Source organism: Streptomyces sp. NPDC002181 (assembly GCF_042890485.1).
Lineage (GTDB): Bacteria > Actinomycetota > Actinomycetes > Streptomycetales > Streptomycetaceae > Streptomyces.
In genome coordinates this window covers 26,401-46,061 of record NZ_JBIASC010000005.1, presented here as the reverse complement: position 1 = coordinate 46,061, position 19,661 = coordinate 26,401, and the positions used below count along the sequence as shown (strand labels likewise).

Sequence of the window (19,661 nt, the reverse complement as noted above, 5' to 3'; positions counted from 1 at the left end):
CCGTGAGCCCGGCTCCGGTCAGCCCGGGTACGGGAGCAGCCCCGCGTCCACCTTCTCCCAGGCCGTACGCAGCTCCGCCAGCCGGGCCGGCTCCAGGGCCGCCTTGTCGGCCTGTTCGCGGACGTCCCCGGCCAGGTTGAACAGCTGGTCCTTGCCCGTCTTGCCGCGGTAGTACTTCCAGTCCCCGCGGCGCAGGGCCCGCTCCCCGCGCACCCGCCAGAACAGGTTCCGCTCCGCGGTCTTCTCGCCGCGCAGCAGGTATCCGGCCAGGCTCACCCCGTCCAGCGGGTGGGCCGGGTCCGGCCGGGTCCCGGCCAGCTCCAGCAGGGTCGCCGTCCAGTCCGGGGTGAACACCGGGACCCGGCTCACCTGGCCGCCGTCGATCCGGGCGGGCCAGCGCACGATGTTCGGGACCCGGATCCCGCCCTCCTGGAGGGAGGCCTTGTTGCCGGAGAGCGGCCAGTTGTGGGAGAAGCGCTCGCCGCCGTTGTCGCTGGAGAAGAAGACCAGGGTGTCGTCCTCCTGGCCGGAGCGCTTGAGGGCCTTCAGGACCTCGCCGACCGAACGGTCGAGGTCCTCGACCATCTGCTTGTACTTCTCGACGGATCCGCCGTCCTGGTGCCACAGGGCCCGCGCGTCGCCCGCCTTGATCCGCCGCTCGATCTCGGCGCTCGCCGCGGTGTCCCCGTCGGCGATCCAGGGCCAGTGCGGGGTGGTGAAGTTGAGGTTCAGCAGCCAGGGCTTGCCGTGGTGGTCGCGGGAGACGTACTCGCTCGCGCGCTCGGTCAGGATCCGCGTGTAGTAGCGCAGGTCCTTGTACTCGGCGTCGCCCTCGTAGAGGTCGTACTCCCCGCCGAGGCCCAGCTTGGAGTAGTACTCCAGGGCCCCGCCGAAGTTCCCGAAGAACTCGTCCCAGCCCGACTTGGTGGGGCTGTAGTCGGGCAGGTAGCCGCAGTGCCACTTGCCGATCAGCGCGGTCGCGTAGCCGGAGGCGCGCAGCAGTGAGGCGAGCGTCGGGTGGGTCGGCTCCAGGCCCGCCGATTTGTCGGCGATGGGCTCCGCGAGCCCGCCCGCGGTGCGGCCCGGGTAGCGGCCGGTGTACAGGCTGAACCGGGTCGGGGAGCAGGTGGCGGAGCCGGAGTAGGCGTCGGTGAAGCGGACCCCCTGGCGGGCCAGCCGGTCGAGGTTGGGGGTCTTGATGTGCGGGGAGCCGTACGAGGACAGGTCGGCCCAGCCGAGGTCGTCTCCGAGGATGAACAGGATGTTCGGGCGCCGCGAACGCCGGCCGCGGGCGGCCTGGAACGGACGCTCCCCGGGGTCGGTCGGAGCGATGTCGGAGGCGTCGGAGGCGGCTGCCGGGCCGGCCCCGAGTCCCACCGCGGCGGCCGCGGCGCTCGCTCCGAGGGCACCTCCGAAAGCACGACGGGACAGATTGCTGTTGTACGAAGACACGAGAACTCCAAGGCGCGGCTCGGCGGCCCCGCCCCGGGCGGGCGCGGGACGGCGCGCGGCACGGCGGGGCGGGGCTCGGCGGAGCGAAAGGGAGAAAGGAGAGGGAGAGTTGTGGCTACGCAGAACAGCGACAGATGGCGCTCGCGACACGGACCAGGTCTACGTGGCGGCGCTCGACAAGGGTGACGGAACGGTCACCGAGAGGCTGCATGAGGCGAGAGCCTGTACGAATACCTTCGTAGATGTCAACAAAGGCTCCGAATAGCGAGACAGAGTCGCCCCGTCACCCTCTGTGCTGTGACATTTCCCGGCCATCCCCAATTCGGACCAGTGGTCGATCTCGCCTACACTCGGGAGCGTGCCTCGTGGTGATGGACGACTCAACCACGACCTGCTCCCCGGCGAAAAGGGCCCCCAGGACGCTTGCGGCGTCTTCGGTGTCTGGGCTCCGGGTGAAGAGGTCGCCAAGCTCACCTACTTCGGACTGTATGCGTTGCAGCACCGTGGACAAGAGTCCGCGGGAATCGCTGTGAGCAACGGTTCCCAGATCCTCGTCTTCAAGGACATGGGCCTCGTTTCCCAAGTCTTCGACGAAACCTCTCTCGGCTCGCTCCAGGGTCATATCGCGGTCGGTCACGCCCGCTACTCGACCACCGGAGCCTCCGTCTGGGAGAACGCGCAGCCCACTTTCCGCGCGACCGCCCACGGCTCCATTGCCCTGGGTCACAACGGCAACCTGGTGAACACCGCCGAGCTCGCCGAGATGGTCGCCGACCTCCCCCGTCAGGACGGCCGCGCCACACAGGTGGCGGCCACCAACGACACCGACCTGGTCACGGCCCTGCTGGCCGGCCAGACGGACGACGACGGCAAGCCCCTGACGATCGAGGAGTCGGCCACCAAGGTCCTCCCGAAGGTCAAGGGCGCCTTCTCGCTCGTGTTCATGGACGAGGGAACCCTCTACACCGCCCGTGACCCGCAGGGCATCCGCCCGCTGGTCCTCGGCCGCCTGGAGCGCGGCTGGGTGGTCGCGAGCGAGACCGCCGCCCTCGACATCTGCGGCGCCAGCTTCGTCCGCGAGGTCGAGCCGGGCGAGCTCATCGCGATCGACGAGAACGGTCTGCGCACCTCTCGATTCGCGGAAGCGAAGCCCAAGGGCTGTGTCTTCGAGTACGTCTACCTGGCGCGCCCGGACACCGACATCGCCGGCCGGAACGTCTACCTCTCGCGTGTCGAGATGGGCCGGCGCCTGGCCAAGGAAGCCCCCGTCGACGCCGACCTGGTGATAGCGACGCCGGAATCCGGCACGCCCGCCGCCGTCGGCTACGCCGAGGCCAGCGGAATCCCCTACGGCTCCGGCCTGGTCAAGAACGCCTACGTGGGCCGGACCTTCATCCAGCCCTCGCAGACGATCCGCCAGCTGGGCATCCGCCTCAAGCTCAACCCCCTCAAGGAAGTCATCCGGGGCAAGCGCCTGGTGGTCGTCGACGACTCGATCGTCCGCGGCAACACCCAGCGGGCCCTGGTCAAGATGCTCCGCGAGGCCGGCGCGGCCGAGGTCCACATCCGGATCTCCTCGCCGCCGGTGAAGTGGCCGTGCTTCTTCGGCATCGACTTCGCCACCCGGGCCGAGCTGATCGCCAACGGCATGACGGTCGACGAGATCGCCACGTCGCTCGGCGCGGACTCGCTCTCGTACATCTCGCTCGACTCGATGATCGAGGCGACGACCATCCAGAAGCCCAACCTCTGCCGTGCCTGCTTCGACGGCGAGTACCCCATGGAGCTGCCCGACCCGCAGCTCCTGGGCAAGCAGCTCCTGGAGAGCGAGCTGGCCGGCGGCACCGACGCCGCCGACGCGCTCCGGCGCCCGTAGCGCCGCGACCCGCGACCCCGGCTCCACCTGCGCCGGGCCCTGTCTTTACGAGTGCTTCTCCCAGGGCCCGGCACCACCCGCAGTAACGACACGAAAGCTCTCCCTGTCATGACAGAGAAGACCACCGGTGCCAGCTACGCAGCCGCGGGCGTGGACATCGAAGCCGGAGACCGCGCGGTCGAACTGATGAAGGAGTGGGTGAAGAAGACGCAGCGCCCCGAGGTCCTCGGCGGCCTCGGCGGATTCGCCGGCCTCTTCGACGCCTCCGCCCTCAAGCGCTACGAGCGCCCGCTGCTGGCCTCCGCGACCGACGGCGTCGGCACCAAGGTGGACATCGCCCGCCAGCTCGGCGTGTACGACACCATCGGCCACGACCTCGTCGCGATGGTCATGGACGACATCGTCGTCTGCGGCGCCGAGCCGCTCTTCATGACGGACTACATCTGCGTGGGCAAGGTCCACCCCGAGCGTGTCGCGGCGATCGTCAAGGGCATCGCCGAGGGCTGCGTCCTCGCCGGCTGCGCCCTGGTGGGCGGCGAGACCGCCGAGCACCCGGGCCTGCTGGGCCCGGACGACTTCGACGTGGCGGGCGCCGGCACCGGCGTCGTCGAGTACGACCGCCTGCTCGGCGCGGATCGCATCCGTACGGGTGACGCCGTCATCGCGATGGCATCGTCCGGCCTTCACTCGAACGGGTACTCGCTCGTCCGGCACGTCCTCTTCGACCGCGCGGGCATGTCGCTCGACCAGCACGTGGAAGAGCTCGGCCGGACCCTCGGCGAGGAGCTCCTGGAGCCCACCAAGATCTACTCGCTGGACTGCATGGCTCTCACCCGTACGGCCGAGGTGCACGCGTACTCGCACATCACCGGCGGCGGACTCGCGGCCAACCTGGCCCGCGTCATCCCGGACCACCTGCACGCCACGGTCGACCGTTCGACCTGGGCGCCCGGCGCGATCTTCGACCTGGTCGGCAAGGCCGGCCAGGTGGAGCAGCTGGAGCTGGAGAAGACCCTGAACATGGGCGTCGGCATGATGGCCGTGGTCCCGCAGGAGTCGGTCGACGTGGCGCTGACCGCGCTGGCCGACCGGGGCGTGGACGCCTGGGTCGCGGGAGAGATCCTGGACCGGGGCGACCGCACCGAGGGCGCGACCATGACCGGTTCCTACGCGAGCTGACACGGCCGGGGCAACACTGAAACCCGGTCCGGGGCGAGGCCCCGGACCGGGTTTCAGTGTGTGTTGCTTTCGTGCAGACGCGAAAGAGCGTCAAGCGCCGCGACGCTGTGCCGACGGACCGGACTCGTCGTCCTCGTCGTCGTCATCGCTGTTGTACAGATCCGCGTACTTGGCGTACGGGTCGTCGTCGTCCAGATCGTCATCGACTTCGACCGGCTCGCTGACAGGCAGCAGCGGATCCGTCGGCGATGCGCCCAGCTCATTGGCCAGACGCGAGAGGTCAGTCCCGCCGCTGTTGTACTTCAGCTGGCGGGCGACCTTTGTCTGCTTGGCCTTGGCCCGGCCGCGCCCCATGGCTCGACCCCCTCGGTGACGGGGCTCGACGGCCCCAGAGTCTGACACGCGTTCATGGTTCGGAGCGGGCTCTCCGTGGAGAGACCGTCCGTAGGGGTTTAACGGTACCTGCTTCCGCGGCCATACGGTACGCCGCCCGCATGACGTGCCCCGGTGCAGGACCAATGAGGCGCCCCGTCCTCGCTGGTCAGCTGCGATTTTAACCCTTTCCTGGCGAGCGACCCGCCGAAGTGCAGTGAGTTCCGTCTCGCCGCAACCCCGGCGGGCGCACGCAGGGGCCCTACAGGGCCGGGGCCGAGCCCTTCGCGGCCTTCGCGGCGCGGGCGTCGGCCATGCGCTGCTCGGCGATCCGGTCGGCCGCGGCAGCCGGCGGAATACCGTCCGCCTTCGCACGAGCGAAGATTTCGAGCGTGGTGTCGAAGATCTTCGTGGCCTTCGCCTTGCACCGGTCGAAGTCGAAGCCCCGGAGCTCGTCGGCGACCTGGATGACCCCGCCCGCGTTCACCACGTAGTCGGGCGCGTAGAGGATCCCGCGGTCCGCGAGGTCCTTCTCCACGCCCGGGTGGGCGAGCTGGTTGTTCGCGGCGCCGCACACGACCTTGGCGGTCAGGGCCGGTACCGACTCGTCGTTCAGCGCACCGCCGAGCGCGCAGGGGGCGTAGATGTCCAGGCCCTCGGTGCGGATCAGCGCGTCGGTGTCCGCCACCGCGGTGACCTGCGGGTGCTTGTCGAGGACACGGCGCAGCGACTCCTCGCGCACGTCCGTGATCACGACCTCGGCGCCGTCCTCCAGGAGGTGCTCGACGAGGTAGTGGCCGACCTTGCCGACACCGGCCACGGCGACCTTGCGGCCGCGCAGCGTCGGGTCGCCCCACAGGTGCTGGGCGCTGGCCCGCATGCCCTGGAAGACGCCGAAGGCGGTGAGGACCGAGGAGTCGCCGGCGCCGCCGTTCTCGGGGGAGCGGCCGGTCGCCCAGCGCGTCTCGCGGGCCACGACGTCCATGTCCGCCACGTAGGTGCCGACGTCGCAGGCCGTGACGTAGCGGCCGCCGAGGGACTCCACGAACCGGCCGTAGGCCAGCAGCAGTTCCTCGGACTTCAGTACGTCGGGGTCGCCGATGATGACGGCCTTGCCGCCACCGAGGTCGAGACCGGCGAGGGCGTTCTTGTACGACATGCCGCGCGAGAGGTTCAGCGCGTCGAGGACGGCCTCCTCGTCGGAGGCGTACGCGTGGAAGCGCGTACCGCCGAGGGCGGGGCCCAGGGCGGTGGAGTGGATCGCGATGACGGCTTTCAGGCCGGAGGCTCGGTCCTGGCACAGCACGACTTGCTCGTGGCCGCCCTGTTCCGAACGGAACAGGGTGTGCAGGACGCCGTCGGTCATTTCGGTCACGGTGGTGACTCCCATGGAAGAGATGCGGCGGAATGACGCCCGCCCTGCGGGTGGGGGAGGGCGTGCTGGGAGCAGAGTAAGACCTGCGGGCCGTGTGCAGGCGTCCTGTCCGGAGATCGGAACACTCCGGGGGTCCGCCCCGCCCGGCGAGTAGCTCCCGGCGGGGCTGGGGAGTACGAGAGCGTGAGCGAATCCCCCGACCCCAAACTGCCCGCGGCGCGCTCGGCGCCGACCGTCCCGTACGCCTCCTACCTGCGCGTCTACGAGCCCCTGGCGGCCTTCGCGGAGCCGGAGCGCACGCACTGGGCCTCGTACGCGCGGCGCGGCGTGGTGGCGACGGCCCAGGACGAACTGCGTCGCTCCCTCTCCGACCTGGTCCGGGTCCCGGTGGTGGGGGTGCCGGCGCACGAGAGCGCGGACGCCTTCACGGCGCAGGTGGACGGGGTGCTGCTGGTCTGCCCCTGGCGGACCAGGCTGCGCGGCTGGCTGGCCCTCCAGGAGCTCGTCGACCAGTTCCCGCTCCCGGTGCTGGACGCGGCGCTCCCGCCGGGGGAGCGGCGCAGGGCGGCCGAGGAGTACGAGCGCTGGCGCGAACGGAACCCGGACGCGCGCCCGTGGATCCGCACCGGGGTGTGGCAGGTGCCGCTGCGCTGGTTCGTGCTGGTGGCCGACGACGAGCGGGAGTACCTGCCGGGCGAGCGGCTGCGCTACCGGACCCCGATGGTGCAGGCCCGGCGGCGGCTCGCGCGGGCGCTGCGGATCCTGCGGGCGGCGGAGGGGTACGGGGGGCTCGCGGAGGGGCTGGTGGACGTCGGCAGCTGGCTGGAGGAGTTCCATCCGCGCTCGATGGTCGAGCTGGACTACGCGGGCCTGGTGCACGCGCTGCCGGCGGACCGGCTGCGGGAGGACCGGTCGGCCCGGGACGTGGCGGCGGGGATCGCGGCGCTGGGGGCCGGGGACCCGGCCGCGGCGGCGGAGGCCTACACGGAGCTGGCGCAGCGCTGGAGGGAGGTCCGGGAGAGACTGTTCGCGAACTGACCCCCTGAGCGACCCCCCCGCGTTCTTGATCAGGACGCATTCGGGCCTTAGTTCCAGGACCTACGTCCCGATACGGGCCATTGACTCAAGCGTGACGGACCGCACTATCTACACCCTTGCGCCCTTCCCCTACCCTCGTGCCAAAATAGGACAAGGAGTCCGGGGAGGGTTCCTTCCACCCAACTTTGGGCGGAATGCTCGGCATTGCACTCTACGGGGGGTCCTGACGACTCCTGATCGCTCTGTGACTGATCGTCACAGTGGGGTGACTGTCCGTTATGGGACGGTCCATCGGCTTCCGCCGCTGATGAACACCTCGGAGGGCAATTCCATCGGTTTGGCCGTCACGGCTGGACGGATGGTGTAGTTGTAGTGCCGAGGACAAGCCGTTCGTCCTATAACCGACTCGGCCCGCGTATGTCCATTTCGGGCAACGCGGGCCAAGGTGCAGAATTTAGAGGAAAGAACCGAGATGGTTCGGTTCTCCCGAGGAGGCCGCTCATGACCGCTCGCACCCCTGATGCCGAGCCGCTGCTGACCCCGGCTGAGGTTGCCACGATGTTCCGCGTGGACCCGAAGACGGTCACCCGCTGGGCCAAGGCTGGCAAGCTCACGTCCATCCGCACCCTGGGTGGACACCGCCGTTACCGCGAGGCCGAGGTTCGCGCTCTGCTCGCGGGAATCCCGCAGCAGCGCAGCGAGGCCTGAGGTCGCGCAAGCACTCGCTTTACCGGGCTTGAATCGGGTCCCCCAATCCGATGAAACCCAAAGGCTTCAAACGCTTGGACCTGCCCCAACAGGTTCTTGTCGTCAGATCGCGCTGGACTCCGCCGGGTCCAGCGCGATCTTTTTTATGCCCGGGGGGAGGTGGGATCGGGCGGACGCGGGAGGCCGGCGGGGTAGGTGCCATTGCACATATTAAATTGAGCACGCGTATGGGTGCGATAAATGTGCGAGTCTCAAAAACTCATGTGGTGACTCCCGTCACAGGCAGTGACACTTGTGCGACGCGCAATGCACCCGTAAGGGGACGTGCGTCGCAGAGCGCCTCATGCGGACGGGGGATTTGAGCCGGTGAAGCCCGGACGGGGCGGGCGGGGCGGGCGGGGCCACTGTGCCGAGCGGGGCGCGTCAGGCGACACGCGACACGCGTCAGGCGACATCCGGCAGCCGACACGCGGTGGCCGACACGCGGTGGCCGACACCCGGCGGCGGGCCACACGCAACAGGGCCCGCATCCCTGGGGGATGCGGGCCCTGCACTTCTTGCGAACCTGACGGGACTTGAACCCGCGACCTCCACCTTGACAGGGTGGCGAGCTAACCAACTGCTCCACAGGTCCTTGATTTGCGGCCGCTGGGCGGCTGCGAATCAGACTGTACCCCAGCTCAGGGGGTGCAGTCGAACCCGATCAGCGGGCCGGCCCCGGGGCCGCCGCGTCCACCGCCTTCACGATCCGCTTGTCGGAGACCGGGTACGCGGTCCCGAGCGCGTGCGCGAAGTAGCTGACCCGGAGTTCCTCGATCATCCAGCGGATGTCGGTGACCGCGGACGGCACCGGCCGGCCCTTCGGAAGCTGCTCCAGCAGCCACGCGTACTCGTCCTGCATCTCGTGCACCTTCTGCATGCGCGTGGTGTCGCGCTGGGCGCCCGTGGGCATCTGCTGGAGCCGCCGGTCCACCGCCACCAGGTAGCGCATCAGGTCCGGCAGCCGGCGCAGGCCCGTCAGCGTCACGAAGCCGGGCGGTACGAGGGCCGCCAGCTGCGTTCTGACGTCCTGCACGTTCGCCACCAGAGCCAGGCTGTTCGTGGCCTTCAGACGGCGCTCACAGGCCTGCCAGGCGGCCAGGACCTGCTGTACCTGGGCCACCGTCCGCACGGTCGTGTCCACGAGGTCCGCGCGGACGGCCTCGTAGAGGGCGCGGAAGGCCGCCTCGTCCCAGGCCGGGCCGCCGTGGTCGGCGATCAGCTTGTCGGCCGCGGCGGTCGCGCAGTCGTCGAACAGCGCCTGGATGGAGCCGTGCGGATTGCGGGACAGGGCCAGCTTCTGCTGGTTGGTCAGGTGGTCCGAGGCGAACTTCGCCGGGTTCACCGGGATGTTCAGCAGGATGAGCCGCCGCGTGCCCAGCCACATCGCCCGCTGCTGCTCGGCCTCCGTGTCGAAGAGCCGTACGGAGACGCTCGCGCCCTCGTCCACGAGCGCCGGGTACGCCTTCACCGGCTGTCCCGCCCGCCGGGTCTCGAAGACCTTGGTCAGCGAGCCGATCGTCCAGTCGGTGAGTCCCGTACGCTCCAGCGACTCCCCGCCCGCGCGCTCGGCGGTGGCCGCGGCGGCCTTGGAAAGGGCCTGGCGGGCCTTCGGCTTCAGCCTCAGCCGCAGGGCTTCGAGGTCCTTGTCCTCGGCGAGGTTCTTGCGGCGCTCGTCGACGATCCGGAAGGTGATCTTCAGATGGTCCGGGATCCGGCCGAGGTCGAAGTCCTCGGCGGAGACCGGGACCCCGACCATCCGCTGGAGCTCGCGCGCCAGGGTGACCGGCAGCGGCTCCTGGAGGGGTACGGCCGTGGCCAGGAAGCGCGTCGCGAAGTTCGGCGCCGGTACGTAGTGCCGGCGGATCGGCTTCGGCAGCGACCGGATCAGCTCGGTGACGACCTCCTCGCGCAGGCCCGGGATCTGCCAGTCGAAGCCCTCGTCGGTGACCTGGTTCAGCACCTGGAGCGGGACGTGGACGGTCACGCCGTCCGCGTCCGCGCCCGGCTCGAACTGGTAGGTCACCCGGAACTTCAGCTGCCCCTGGCGCCAGGAGTCCGGGTAGTCGGCCTTGGTGACCCCGGCCGCCTTCTCCGTCAGCAGCATCTCGCGCTCGAAGTCGAGGAGTTCCGGCTCCTCCCGCTTCTTGTGCTTCCACCAGGAGTCGAAGTGCGCGCCCGAGACCACGTGCTCGGGGATCCGCTGGTCGTAGAAGTCGAAGAGGGTCTCGTCGTCCACGACGATGTCGCGGCGCCGTGCCCGGTTCTCCAGCTCCTCGACCTCGGTGAGCAGCTTGCGGTTGTCGGCGTAGAACTTGTGGTGCGTGCGCCAGTCGCCCTCGACCAGTGCGTTGCGGATGAAGAGTTCGCGCGAGACCTCGGCGTCGATCCGGCCGTAATTGATCTTCCGCTGGGCGACGATCGGCACGCCGTACAGCGTGACCTTCTCGTACGCCATGACGGCCGCCTGGTCCTTCTCCCAGTGCGGTTCGCTGTACGTGCGCTTGATCAGGTGCTGGGCGAGCGGCTCGACCCACTCCGGCTCCACCTTGGCGTTGACCCGGGCCCACAGCCGCGAGGTCTCCACCAGCTCCGCCGACATCAGGAACTTCGGCTGCTTCTTGAAGAGCGCCGAACCCGGGAAGATCGCGAACTTGGCGGACCGGGCCCCCAGGTACTCGTTCTTGTCGGTGTCCTTGAGGCCGATGTGCGAGAGCAGGCCGGCCAGCAGCGAGATGTGCACGCTCGTCTCGGGGGCGTCGCCCTCGTTGACGTGGATGCCCATCCCCTTGGCGACCGTGCGCAGCTGCGAGTAGATGTCCTGCCACTCGCGGATGCGCAGGAAGTTCAGGTACTCCTGCTTGCACATCCGGCGGAACGAGGACGAGCCGCGCTCCTTCTGCTGTTCGCGGACGTAGCGCCACATGTTGAGGAACGAGAGGAAGTCGCTGGTCTCGTCCTTGAAGCGGGCGTGGTTCTGGTCGGCCTGCGTCTGCTTGTCCGAGGGCCGCTCGCGCGGGTCCTGGATCGACAGGGCCGCCGCGATGACCATGACCTCGCGGACGCAGTTGTTCTTGTCGGCCTCGACGACCATGCGGGCCAGGCGCGGGTCCACGGGCAGCTGGGAGAGCTGGCGGCCCATCGGCGTGAGCCGCTTCTTGGGGTCCTTCTCCGCGGGGTCGAGCGCGCCGAGCTCCTGGAGCAGCTGGACGCCGTCGCGGATGTTGCGGTGGTCCGGCGGGTCGATGAAGGGGAACTTCTCGATCTCGCCGAGGCCGGCCGCGGTCATCTGGAGGATGACGGAGGCCAGGTTGGTGCGCAGGATCTCGGCGTCCGTGAACTCGGGACGGGAGAGGAAGTCGTCCTCGGAGTAGAGCCGGATGCAGATGCCGTCGCTGGTACGGCCGCAGCGGCCCTTGCGCTGGTTGGCGCTGGCCTGGGAGATCCGCTCGATGGGCAGGCGCTGGACCTTGGTGCGGTGGCTGTAGCGGGAGATCCGGGCGGTGCCCGGGTCGATCACGTACTTGATGCCGGGGACGGTGAGGGAGGTCTCGGCGACGTTGGTCGCGAGGACGATCCTCCTGCCCGTGTGCTGCTGGAACACGCGGTGCTGCTCGGCGTGCGAGAGGCGGGCGTAGAGGGGGAGCACCTCGGTGAACCTGAGCTTGCGCTTGTCGAGGGCGTCCGCCGTGTCGCGGATCTCGCGCTCGCCGGAGAGGAAGACCAGGACGTCCCCGGGACCCTCGGACTGGAGTTCGTCGACGGCCTCGCAGATCGCTGTGATCTGGTCGCGGTCGCTCTCTTCGGAGTCCTCTTCCAGCAGGGGCCGGTAGCGGACCTCCACCGGGTACGTACGGCCGCTGACCTCGACGATCGGGGCGTCGCCGAAGTGGCGGGAGAAGCGCTCCGGGTCGATGGTCGCGGAGGTGATCACGACCTTGAGGTCGGGGCGCTTCGGCAGCAGCTGGGACAGGTAGCCGAGCAGGAAGTCGATGTTGAGGCTGCGCTCGTGGGCCTCGTCGATGATGATCGTGTCGTACGCGCGCAGCTCGCGGTCCGTCTGGATCTCGGCGAGCAGGATGCCGTCGGTCATCAGCTTCACGAAGGTCGCGTCCTGGTCCACCTGGTCGGTGAACCGGACCTTCCAGCCGACCGTCTGGCCGATCTCGGACTTCAGCTCCTCGGCGATCCGCTCCGCGACCGTGCGGGCGGCGATGCGGCGGGGCTGGGTGTGCCCGATCATGCCCCGGACGCCGCGGCCCAGCTCCATGCAGATCTTGGGGATCTGCGTGGTCTTGCCGGAACCGGTCTCACCGGCGACGATCACGACCTGGTGGTCGCGTATCGCCTCGGCGATCTCGTCCTTCTTCTGGCTGACGGGCAGGTTCTCGGGATACGTGACCTCCGGCATCCGCGAGGCACGGCCGGCCAGTCGCGCGGCGGCCTTCTCGGCCTCCGCGGCGATCTCGTCGAGCACGGCCTGCTTGGCCTCGGGCTTTCGGATGCGGCGGGCGCCTTCGAGGCGGCGGCCGAGGCGGTGCGCGTCACGGAGGGAGATCTCCCCGAGGAGCGTCTGCAGGGCGGCGAAGGAAGTAGACATACCTGATCGAGGATCTCACCCGCGGGTGCCGGGTGGCGAACGCATTTGTGCCTCCTCCCCGTACCATTTCGGGACGAGATCGTCTGAACCGACCTGTTGACCGAGGGAGAGGCCCGCCGTGTACCGCTTCCGTGGTGTCCGGTGCCTGCTCGGCGCCGTGATCGCGGTCCTGGTCGGGTGTGCGGTGCCCGCGGCGGCGCTTCCGGTTCCGGTTCCGGGTTCTGCGGGTGCGGTTCCGGGTGCGGTTCGGGTCGCGACCGCTCCCGTGGCGCACGCCGTGGCCTCCGCCGGGCAGGGACCCTCCTGCGACCCCGGGTCCGGGGATCACGGGCAGGCTCCGGGGGTGCCGCCGCGCGGCGCCGGGGAGCACGCGCACGCTCCGCTGGGGCGGCCCGCGGCGGATCAGCTGTGGGCGGACCGGACGCCGGCCGTGCGGGTGCACGTACGGGGGCCGGACCAGGCGGCTCCCGGGCCCGTGGAGCTGTCCGTGATGCGGGTGTAGAGGACCGGCCTTCCGCCGGTCCGATTCACCACCCGCATCTCCGGAGCACCCGTATGCCTTCTTCCACTTCCCGTTCCTCCTCCTCTTCTTCCTCTTCCTCCTCTGCTTCCGCTCGCAAGCGGCTGCTGATCTCCGCCGGGGTCGCGGTCGCCGCCGTCACCCTCGGGATCGTGTCCTGGCGGGCCACCGCGCCCGAGGACCGGCCCGACCGGACCTCTTCCTCTTCCTCCTCCGCGGCCGCGGAGGAGGGCTCCGAGGTCCACGCCGAGCTGGCGAAGCTCGCCCGCCGGGAGGCCGGGGACAAGCTGGCCGTCGGCCGGGCGGACGCCCCCGTCGTGCTGATCGAGTACTCCGACTTCAAGTGCGGCTACTGCGGGAAGTTCGCCCGCGACACCGAGCCCGAACTGGTGAAGAAGTACGTGGACGACGGCACGCTGCGCATCGAGTGGCGCAACTTCCCGATCTTCGGAGCCGACTCCGAGACCGCCGCCAAGGCCGCCTGGGCCGCCGGGCAGCAGGACCGGTTCGCGCCGTTCCACGCGGCCGCGTACGCCGACGGGGCCAAGGAGAAGGGCTTCGGCCGGGCGCGGCTGCTGGAGCTGGCCCACGAGGCCGGGGTCCCGGACCTGGAGCGCTTCGAGAAGGACATGGCCGGCGAGGCCGCCGCGGCCGCCCTCCGGACGGACCAGGAGGAGGGCTACCGCATCGGCGTCACCTCCACCCCCTCCTTCCTGGTCAACGGGCAGCCGATCGCGGGTGCCCAGCCGCTCGACGCCTTCGCCGCGGCGATCGCCAGGGCCAAGGCACAGGCCGACGGCATGGCCGCGCGGTGAACGGCGTCGGCGACATCGGGTACCTGGCCGCGCTGCTGGGCGGGCTGCTCGCGCTGCTCAGCCCGTGCAGCGCCCTGCTGCTGCCCGCGTTCTTCGCGTACTCGATCGACTCCGCCTCAAGGCTGCTCGCGCGGACCGGGATCTTCTACGCGGGCCTCGCGAGCACCCTCGTACCGCTGGGCGCGGCGGGTTCGTACGCCGGACGGTTCTTCCACGGCAACAGGGACGGGCTCGTCCTGGCGGGCGGCTGGCTGATCATCGCGCTCGGGCTCGCGCAGATCCTGGGCCTGGGCTTCGCCCCGAAGCGGATCTCGGAGCTGTCGGGGCGGATCCGGCCGACCACCGCCCTGTCGGTGTTCGCACTGGGGGCGGTCTACGGGCTGGCCGGGTTCTGCGCCGGCCCGATCCTCGGCAGCGTCCTGACGGTGGCGGCGGTCAGCGGCAGCCCGGTCTACGGCGGGCTGCTGCTGGCGGTGTACGCGCTGGGGATGGCCGTACCGCTGTTCCTGCTGGCGCTGCTGTGGGAGCGCTTCGACCTGGGCCGGCGGCGCTGGCTGCGCGGGCGGACCGTCCGGTCGGGCCGCTTCGAGCTGCACACCACCTCGCTGCTGTCCGGGCTGTTCTTCATCGCCCTGGGCGCGCTGTTCCTCGCGTACGACGGGGCGAGCGCGCTGCCGGGGCTGCTCGACGTGGACGATTCGTACGCGGTGGAGCAGTGGGTCCGGTCGTTCGCGGACGCGGTTCCGGACTGGGCGCTGCTCGGGCTGGTGGCGTCGGGCGCGGCGGCGGTCGGCGTGACGCAGTGGCGCCGCCGTACCCCCGGCCCCGAGGGGGAGAAGGAGTAACGCAGAAGGCCCCGTCCGATGGACGGGGCCTTCTTGTGGTGGCTGGGGCCGGGGTCGAACCGGCGACCTATCGCTTTTCAGGCGATCGCTCGTACCAACTGAGCTACCCAGCCACGAGACCGTTTCCGGCCTCAGCGATCCTGACGGGACTTGAACCCGCGACCTCCACCTTGACAGGGTGGCGAGCTAACCAACTGCTCCACAGGACCTTGCAGTGTGCGAGACCAAGTCTTGCACACGGTAATGCGTACCCCCAACGGGATTCGAACCCGTGCTACCGCCTTGAAAGGGCGGCGTCCTGGGCCACTAGACGATGAGGGCTAAAGGCCCGCCGGGCACTTCTTCAGCGCGTCGGGGACGTGAGAAGCATATGGGATCCGGGGAGCTATCGCCAAAACGGTTTCTCCCCCACATGCGGGAGGCGCCCCCGCCGGGGGGACAATGGCCCGGTGCTGGAGATGACGCGCGAGGAGTTCGAAGAGCTCGTCGCAGAGGCCCTGGACCGCATCCCGCCGGAGCTGACGCGGCTGATGGACAACGTGGCGGTCTTCGTCGAGGACGAACCGCCGGCGGACGATCCCGAGCTGCTCGGCCTGTACGAGGGGACCCCGCTCACGGACCGCGGCGAGTGGTACGCCGGGGTGCTGCCGGACCGGATCACGATCTACCGGAACCCGACGCTGAGGATGTGCGAGGACCGGGAGAGCGTGGTCGCGGAGACGGAGGTCACCGTGGTGCACGAGATCGCCCATCACTTCGGGATCGACGACGAGCGGCTGCACGCACTGGGGTACGGGTGACCGGGCCGGCTGGGGACGTCCCGGACGGCTCGAACGTCCCGGCGGAGGCCATCGATCCGGACGTCGACCTCCATGTGCCCGAGCAGCGGGCCGAACGGCCCGGTCCGGTGCTCGCGGCGATCGCGGCGGGCGGCGCGCTCGGGGCCTCGGCGCGGTACGGGGCCTCGCTGCTGTGGCCGGCGGCCGGGCCCGGGGCCTTTCCGTGGACGACCTTCTGGACGAACGTGATCGGCTGCGCGCTGATCGGGGTGCTGATGGCGCTGATCAGCGAGGGCGGGCGGACGGCGCCGCATCCGCTGGTCCGGCCGTTCGCCGGGGTCGGGGTGCTCGGCGGGTTCACCACGTTCTCCACGTACGCCGTCGACTTCTCCCGGCTGCTGGACGCGGGGGAGGCCGGGCGGGCGCTGGCGTACGCCGGGCTCACGCTGGTCGCGGCGCTGGGCGCCGTGTGGGCGGGGGCCGCGCTGACCCGGCTCGCGACCGGTCTTCCCGTACGGGGTGGCCCGAGGGGGCGGGCGTGAACTGGCTGTTGGTGGTGGCGGGCGCGGTCGTGGGGGCGCCGCTGCGCTATCTGACGGACCGTGCGGTGCAGGCGCGCCACGACGCGGTGTTCCCGTGGGGGACCTTCGTGGTGAACGTGGGCGCGTGCCTGGTGCTCGGCGTGCTGACCGGGGCGGCGCTGGCCGGCGCGGCGCCCGAGTGGCTGAACCTGCTGCTGGGGCCCGGGCTGTGCGGGGCGCTGAGCACGTACTCGACGTTCTCGTACGAGACGCTGCGGCTGTACGAGCGGGGGCGGCGGTTCCTGGCGGCGGCGAACGTGGCGGCCTCGGTGCTGGCGGGGCTGGGCGCGGTGACGCTGGGCTCGCAGGTGGCGCGGCAGTTGTTCGCGTGAGCCCGCCCGAGCCGCCCGAGTCGTCCGGGCCCGTCCGAGCCGTCCGGGCCGTCCGGGCCGTCCGAGCCGTCCGAGCCGTCCGGCGGACGGGGCCGGGGGCGCGGACAGGCGGTGTCCTCAAGGGCGTGTCTCTTACGGGGTAAAGGGAGTTGGGCACATTGACCCGCTCGACGCGGGGCCCTGACCGCCCCCTCCCGGCTGCCGCCGGGGGACCCCCAGGAGGTGCCCCGTGCGCCAGTTGTCCGCTTCCCTCCGGCTGGCCGCCGCCGTGCTCGCGGTCGCGGCCACGGCGGGCTGCATGAGCGTCGGTGAGGACGGCGCGAAGCCCGGGCCCTCCTCGCAGGCGGACCGCAAGGCGGCCGCGGAAGCGGCCGGGGGCTCCGCTTCCGGCAAGGGTTCGGGGGCGCGCGGCAACGGCCACGGCTCGAAGCCGGGCGCGACGGGCGAGGACGGGAGGCCGGCCGAGGACGGCAAGGCCTCCGGCGCCACCGGAGCCACCCCCAGTCCGGGTGCTCCCGCCGGGCGGCCCGGGGCCCCCTCGCCGTCGGCCGGACCGGGCGGCGGGCCCGGGGGCCAGGGCGGACAGCAGCCGACCTCGGGCGGATCCGGAAGCAACGGTTCCGGTGGGACGCAGGTCTCGCCGCCGCCCGTCCAGTCGCCGACGCCGGAGCCGCCCGTGACTTCGCCCACTCCGCCGCCCCAGTCGCCCCCGGCCCCGGAGCCCAGCCCGACGGCCTCCTAGAGGGCCGCGGGTACCTCCCGGGGGTGGTGCGGATCTCCCGGACTGTCGGCATCGTCGCAGGTCAGAGGGGATCTGGCCGGAATGACTTGCCAGACCCGGGGGAGGGTGCGTATGGTTATAGATCGTTTGATCCCATTGCCCGGCGCCGAATCCGAAGAGCGCCGTGTGGCGCGTACTCTCCCTAGCCGTGGCTGACCGCATTGAGGCGGTCGATTTGCGATTCACGGAGTTTGGGCGCGTGCCGAGACTCCGGAAGGTTTCGCATTTCGCATGTCCATTTCCAGTTCTGACCGTGCCGTCATGCCCGAGAACGACTCGAACGAGATCGTCGACGCCGTCGAGGCCCTTGTGGTCACCGAGGCGATCGAGGCCGCTGAGGCGGACGAGATCATCGAGGCTCTTGAGGCCGACGTGACGACCGACCAGTCCATCGACGCCGAGGCGGACGACGCCGACGCCGAGCCCACCATCTCCTTCGGCGACCTCGGTCTGCCCGAGGGCGTCGTGCGCAAGCTCGCGCAGAACGGTGTCACCTCCCCCTTCCCGATCCAGGCCGCGACCATCCCGGACGCCCTGGCCGGCAAGGACATCCTCGGCCGCGGCCGCACCGGCTCCGGCAAGACCCTCTCCTTCGGTCTGCCCACCCTGGCCCGCCTGGCCGGTGGCCACACCGAGAAGAAGAAGCCCCGCGCGATCATCCTGACGCCGACGCGTGAGCTCGCGATGCAGGTCGCGGACGCCCTCCAGCCGTACGGCGACGTGCTCGGCCTCAAGATGAAGGTCGTCTGCGGCGGTACCTCGATGGGCAACCAGATCTACGCCCTGGAGCGCGGCGTCGACGTCCTCGTCGCCACCCCGGGCCGTCTGCGCGACATCATCAACCGCGGCGCCTGCTCCCTGGAGAACGTCGAGGTGGCCGTCCTCGACGAGGCCGACCAGATGGCCGACCTGGGCTTCCTGCCCGAGGTCACCGAGCTGCTCGACCAGATCCCCGGCGGCGGCCAGCGCATGCTCTTCTCCGCCACCATGGAGAACGAGATCGGCACCCTGGTCAAGCGCTACCTGTCCAACCCCGTCACGCACGAGGTCGACAGCGCGCAGGGCAACGTCACGACCATGACGCACCACGTCCTCGTCGTGAAGCCGAAGGACAAGGCGCCGGTCACGGCCGCCATCGCCGCCCGCAAGGGCCGCACCATCATCTTCGTCCGCACCCAGCTGGGCGCCGACCGCATCGCCGAGCAGCTCGTCGAGGCCGGCGTGAAGGCCGACGCGCTGCACGGCGGCATGACGCAGGGTGCCCGCACCCGCGTCCTCGCGGACTTCAAGGACGGCTACGTCAACGCGCTCGTCGCCACCGACGTCGCCGCCCGAGGCATCCACGTCGACGGCATCGACCTGGTCCTGAACGTGGACCCGGCCGGCGACCACAAGGACTACCTGCACCGCTCGGGCCGTACCGCCCGCGCCGGCAAGTCGGGCGTCGTGGTCTCCCTGGCCCTGCCGCACCAGCGCCGCCAGATCTTCCGCCTGATGGAGGACGCGGGCGTCGACGCCTCGCGCCACATCGTCCAGGGCGCCGGCGCCTTCGACCCGGAGGTCGCCGAGATCACCGGTGCGCGTTCGCTGACCGAGGTCCAGGCCGACTCCGCGAACAACGCCGCCAAGCAGGCCGAGCGTGAGGTCGCCGACCTCACCAAGCAGCTGGAGCGCCTGACGCGCCGTGCCGCCGAGCTGCGCGAGGAGGCCGACCGCCTGGTCGCCCGCTCCGCCCGCGAGCGCGGCGAGGACCCGGAGGCCGCTGTCGCCGAGGTGGCCGAGGCCGCCGAGGCCGAGGTCGCGGCTGCCGTCGCGGCCGCGCCGGTCGCCGAGGAGCGCCCGTCGTTCCAGGCCCGCGACGACCGCGGCAACTACGAGCGCCGCGACAACCGTCGTGACGACCGCGGTGACCGCGGTGGCGACCGTGGCGGCTTCCGCCGCGACGACCGTCCGTCCGGTGGCTTCCGTTCCGGTGGCGACCGTCGTGATGACAACCGTGGTGGCGGCTTCCGTCGCGACGACCGTCCGTCCGGTGGCTTCAACCGTGACGACCGCGGTGGCGACCGTGGCGGCTTCCGCCGTGACGACCGTCCGTCCGGTGGCTTCCGTTCCGGTGGCGACCGTCGTGATGACAACCGTGGTGGCGGCTTCCGTCGCGACGACCGTCCCTCGGGCGGCTTCAACCGTGACGACCGCGGTGGCGACCGTGGCGGCTTCCGTCGCGACGACCGTCCCTCCGGTGGCTTCCGCTCCGGCGGCGGCGACCGCCCGTCCGGCGGCTTCCGTCGCGACGACCGTCCCTCGGGCGGCTTCAACCGTGACGACCGCGGTGGCGACCGTGGCGGCTTCCGTCGCGACGACCGTCCCTC

The 19,661-nt window shown here is 70.7% G+C and carries 17 protein-coding genes and 4 tRNA genes; 12 read left to right on the top strand and 9 right to left on the bottom strand.

Going from position 1 to position 19,661, the window contains the following annotated elements; translation table 11 throughout:
- Positions 1-18 precede the first annotated feature (18 nt).
- On the bottom strand, positions 19-1,452 hold the full coding sequence (locus tag ACFYXV_RS15175) for a sulfatase-like hydrolase/transferase (RefSeq protein ID WP_385471098.1): 1,434 nt from the start codon (positions 1,450-1,452) through the stop codon (positions 19-21).
- Positions 1,453-1,567: 115 nt separating this feature from the next.
- Positions 1,568-1,663: a putative leader peptide gene (locus tag ACFYXV_RS15170; protein ID WP_350325720.1), complete on the bottom strand. Its 96-nt coding sequence runs from the start codon at positions 1,661-1,663 to the stop codon at positions 1,568-1,570.
- A gap of 147 nt (positions 1,664-1,810) precedes the next feature.
- On the opposite strand from ACFYXV_RS15170, the gene purF reads away from it, so the two are divergent.
- Together purF and purM are read left to right on the top strand one after the other, a co-directional pair.
- Complete coding sequence (purF, locus tag ACFYXV_RS15165; RefSeq protein WP_030160137.1) at positions 1,811-3,328, top strand: amidophosphoribosyltransferase; 1,518 nt, start codon at positions 1,811-1,813, stop codon at positions 3,326-3,328.
- A gap of 108 nt (positions 3,329-3,436) precedes the next feature.
- Positions 3,437-4,507, top strand: a complete 1,071-nt coding sequence (gene purM, locus ACFYXV_RS15160) for a phosphoribosylformylglycinamidine cyclo-ligase (protein WP_389383094.1) — start codon at positions 3,437-3,439, stop codon at positions 4,505-4,507.
- 90 nt (positions 4,508-4,597) lie between these two features.
- On the opposite strand, the gene ACFYXV_RS15155 is transcribed toward purM, so the two are convergent.
- Together ACFYXV_RS15155 and ACFYXV_RS15150 are read right to left on the bottom strand one after the other, a co-directional pair.
- Complete coding sequence (locus ACFYXV_RS15155) at positions 4,598-4,861, bottom strand: DUF3073 domain-containing protein (protein ID WP_389383093.1); 264 nt, start codon at positions 4,859-4,861, stop codon at positions 4,598-4,600.
- A gap of 280 nt (positions 4,862-5,141) precedes the next feature.
- Positions 5,142-6,254: a Glu/Leu/Phe/Val dehydrogenase dimerization domain-containing protein gene (locus ACFYXV_RS15150; RefSeq protein ID WP_048476884.1), complete on the bottom strand. Its 1,113-nt coding sequence runs from the start codon at positions 6,252-6,254 to the stop codon at positions 5,142-5,144.
- Between the two features lie 183 nt (positions 6,255-6,437).
- On the opposite strand from ACFYXV_RS15150, the gene ACFYXV_RS15145 reads away from it, so the two are divergent.
- A complete protein-coding gene (locus ACFYXV_RS15145; protein ID WP_385471092.1) occupies positions 6,438-7,292 on the top strand; it encodes a hypothetical protein in 855 nt (284 codons plus the stop codon).
- 501 nt (positions 7,293-7,793) lie between these two features.
- Positions 7,794-8,000 carry a developmental transcriptional regulator BldC gene (bldC, locus tag ACFYXV_RS15140; RefSeq protein WP_003949541.1) on the top strand — a complete coding sequence of 69 codons (207 nt, stop codon included), beginning with the start codon at positions 7,794-7,796 and terminating at the stop codon, positions 7,998-8,000.
- A 560-nt stretch (positions 8,001-8,560) separates the two neighbouring features.
- Here bldC and ACFYXV_RS15135 read toward each other — a convergent pair.
- Positions 8,561-8,634: transfer RNA gene (locus ACFYXV_RS15135), tRNA-Asp, on the bottom strand.
- A 69-nt stretch (positions 8,635-8,703) separates the two neighbouring features.
- The gene (gene hrpA, locus ACFYXV_RS15130) at positions 8,704-12,639 is read right to left on the bottom strand and encodes an ATP-dependent RNA helicase HrpA (protein ID WP_389383091.1); all 3,936 of its coding nucleotides are present in this window, start codon (positions 12,637-12,639) and stop codon (positions 8,704-8,706) included.
- A gap of 343 nt (positions 12,640-12,982) precedes the next feature.
- On the opposite strand from hrpA, the gene ACFYXV_RS15125 reads away from it, so the two are divergent.
- The 3 genes from ACFYXV_RS15125 to ACFYXV_RS15115 are packed head-to-tail and all read left to right on the top strand — an operon-like array spanning position 12,983 to position 14,819.
- A complete protein-coding gene (locus ACFYXV_RS15125; protein WP_385471088.1) occupies positions 12,983-13,141 on the top strand; it encodes a hypothetical protein in 159 nt (52 codons plus the stop codon).
- Between the two features lie 53 nt (positions 13,142-13,194).
- Positions 13,195-13,974 (top strand): DsbA family protein, encoded by a 780-nt coding sequence (locus ACFYXV_RS15120; protein ID WP_389383090.1) that lies wholly within the window; start codon positions 13,195-13,197, stop codon positions 13,972-13,974.
- Positions 13,971-14,819, top strand: coding sequence for a cytochrome c biogenesis CcdA family protein (locus ACFYXV_RS15115; RefSeq protein ID WP_385471084.1), 849 nt, complete (start codon positions 13,971-13,973; stop codon positions 14,817-14,819). Before ACFYXV_RS15120 ends, ACFYXV_RS15115 begins: the two co-directional genes overlap by 4 nt.
- A gap of 36 nt (positions 14,820-14,855) precedes the next feature.
- Here ACFYXV_RS15115 and ACFYXV_RS15110 read toward each other — a convergent pair.
- From ACFYXV_RS15110 to ACFYXV_RS15100, 3 genes are all read right to left on the bottom strand, one after another.
- Positions 14,856-14,932: transfer RNA gene (locus ACFYXV_RS15110), tRNA-Phe, on the bottom strand.
- Between the two features lie 22 nt (positions 14,933-14,954).
- Positions 14,955-15,028: transfer RNA gene (locus ACFYXV_RS15105), tRNA-Asp, on the bottom strand.
- Positions 15,029-15,067: 39 nt separating this feature from the next.
- Positions 15,068-15,140: transfer RNA gene (locus tag ACFYXV_RS15100), tRNA-Glu, on the bottom strand.
- Between the two features lie 128 nt (positions 15,141-15,268).
- Here ACFYXV_RS15100 and ACFYXV_RS15095 point away from each other — a divergent pair.
- The 5 genes from ACFYXV_RS15095 to ACFYXV_RS15075 all read left to right on the top strand — a co-directional run.
- Entirely contained in the window at positions 15,269-15,619 is a 351-nt protein-coding gene (locus ACFYXV_RS15095; RefSeq protein WP_030012899.1) for a metallopeptidase family protein, read from the top strand.
- Positions 15,616-16,140: a fluoride efflux transporter FluC gene (locus tag ACFYXV_RS15090; protein WP_389383088.1), complete on the top strand. Its 525-nt coding sequence runs from the start codon at positions 15,616-15,618 to the stop codon at positions 16,138-16,140. The genes ACFYXV_RS15095 and ACFYXV_RS15090 overlap by 4 nt, the downstream gene beginning before the upstream one ends.
- The gene (crcB, locus tag ACFYXV_RS15085; RefSeq protein ID WP_383336643.1) at positions 16,137-16,511 is read left to right on the top strand and encodes a fluoride efflux transporter CrcB; all 375 of its coding nucleotides are present in this window, start codon (positions 16,137-16,139) and stop codon (positions 16,509-16,511) included. Before ACFYXV_RS15090 ends, crcB begins: the two co-directional genes overlap by 4 nt.
- A 229-nt stretch (positions 16,512-16,740) precedes the next feature.
- A complete protein-coding gene (locus tag ACFYXV_RS15080) occupies positions 16,741-17,253 on the top strand; it encodes a hypothetical protein (protein ID WP_389383087.1) in 513 nt (170 codons plus the stop codon).
- Positions 17,254-17,523: 270 nt separating this feature from the next.
- A partial coding sequence (locus tag ACFYXV_RS15075) for a DEAD/DEAH box helicase (RefSeq protein ID WP_389383315.1) occupies positions 17,524-19,661 on the top strand: 2,138 nt, incomplete at its 3' end.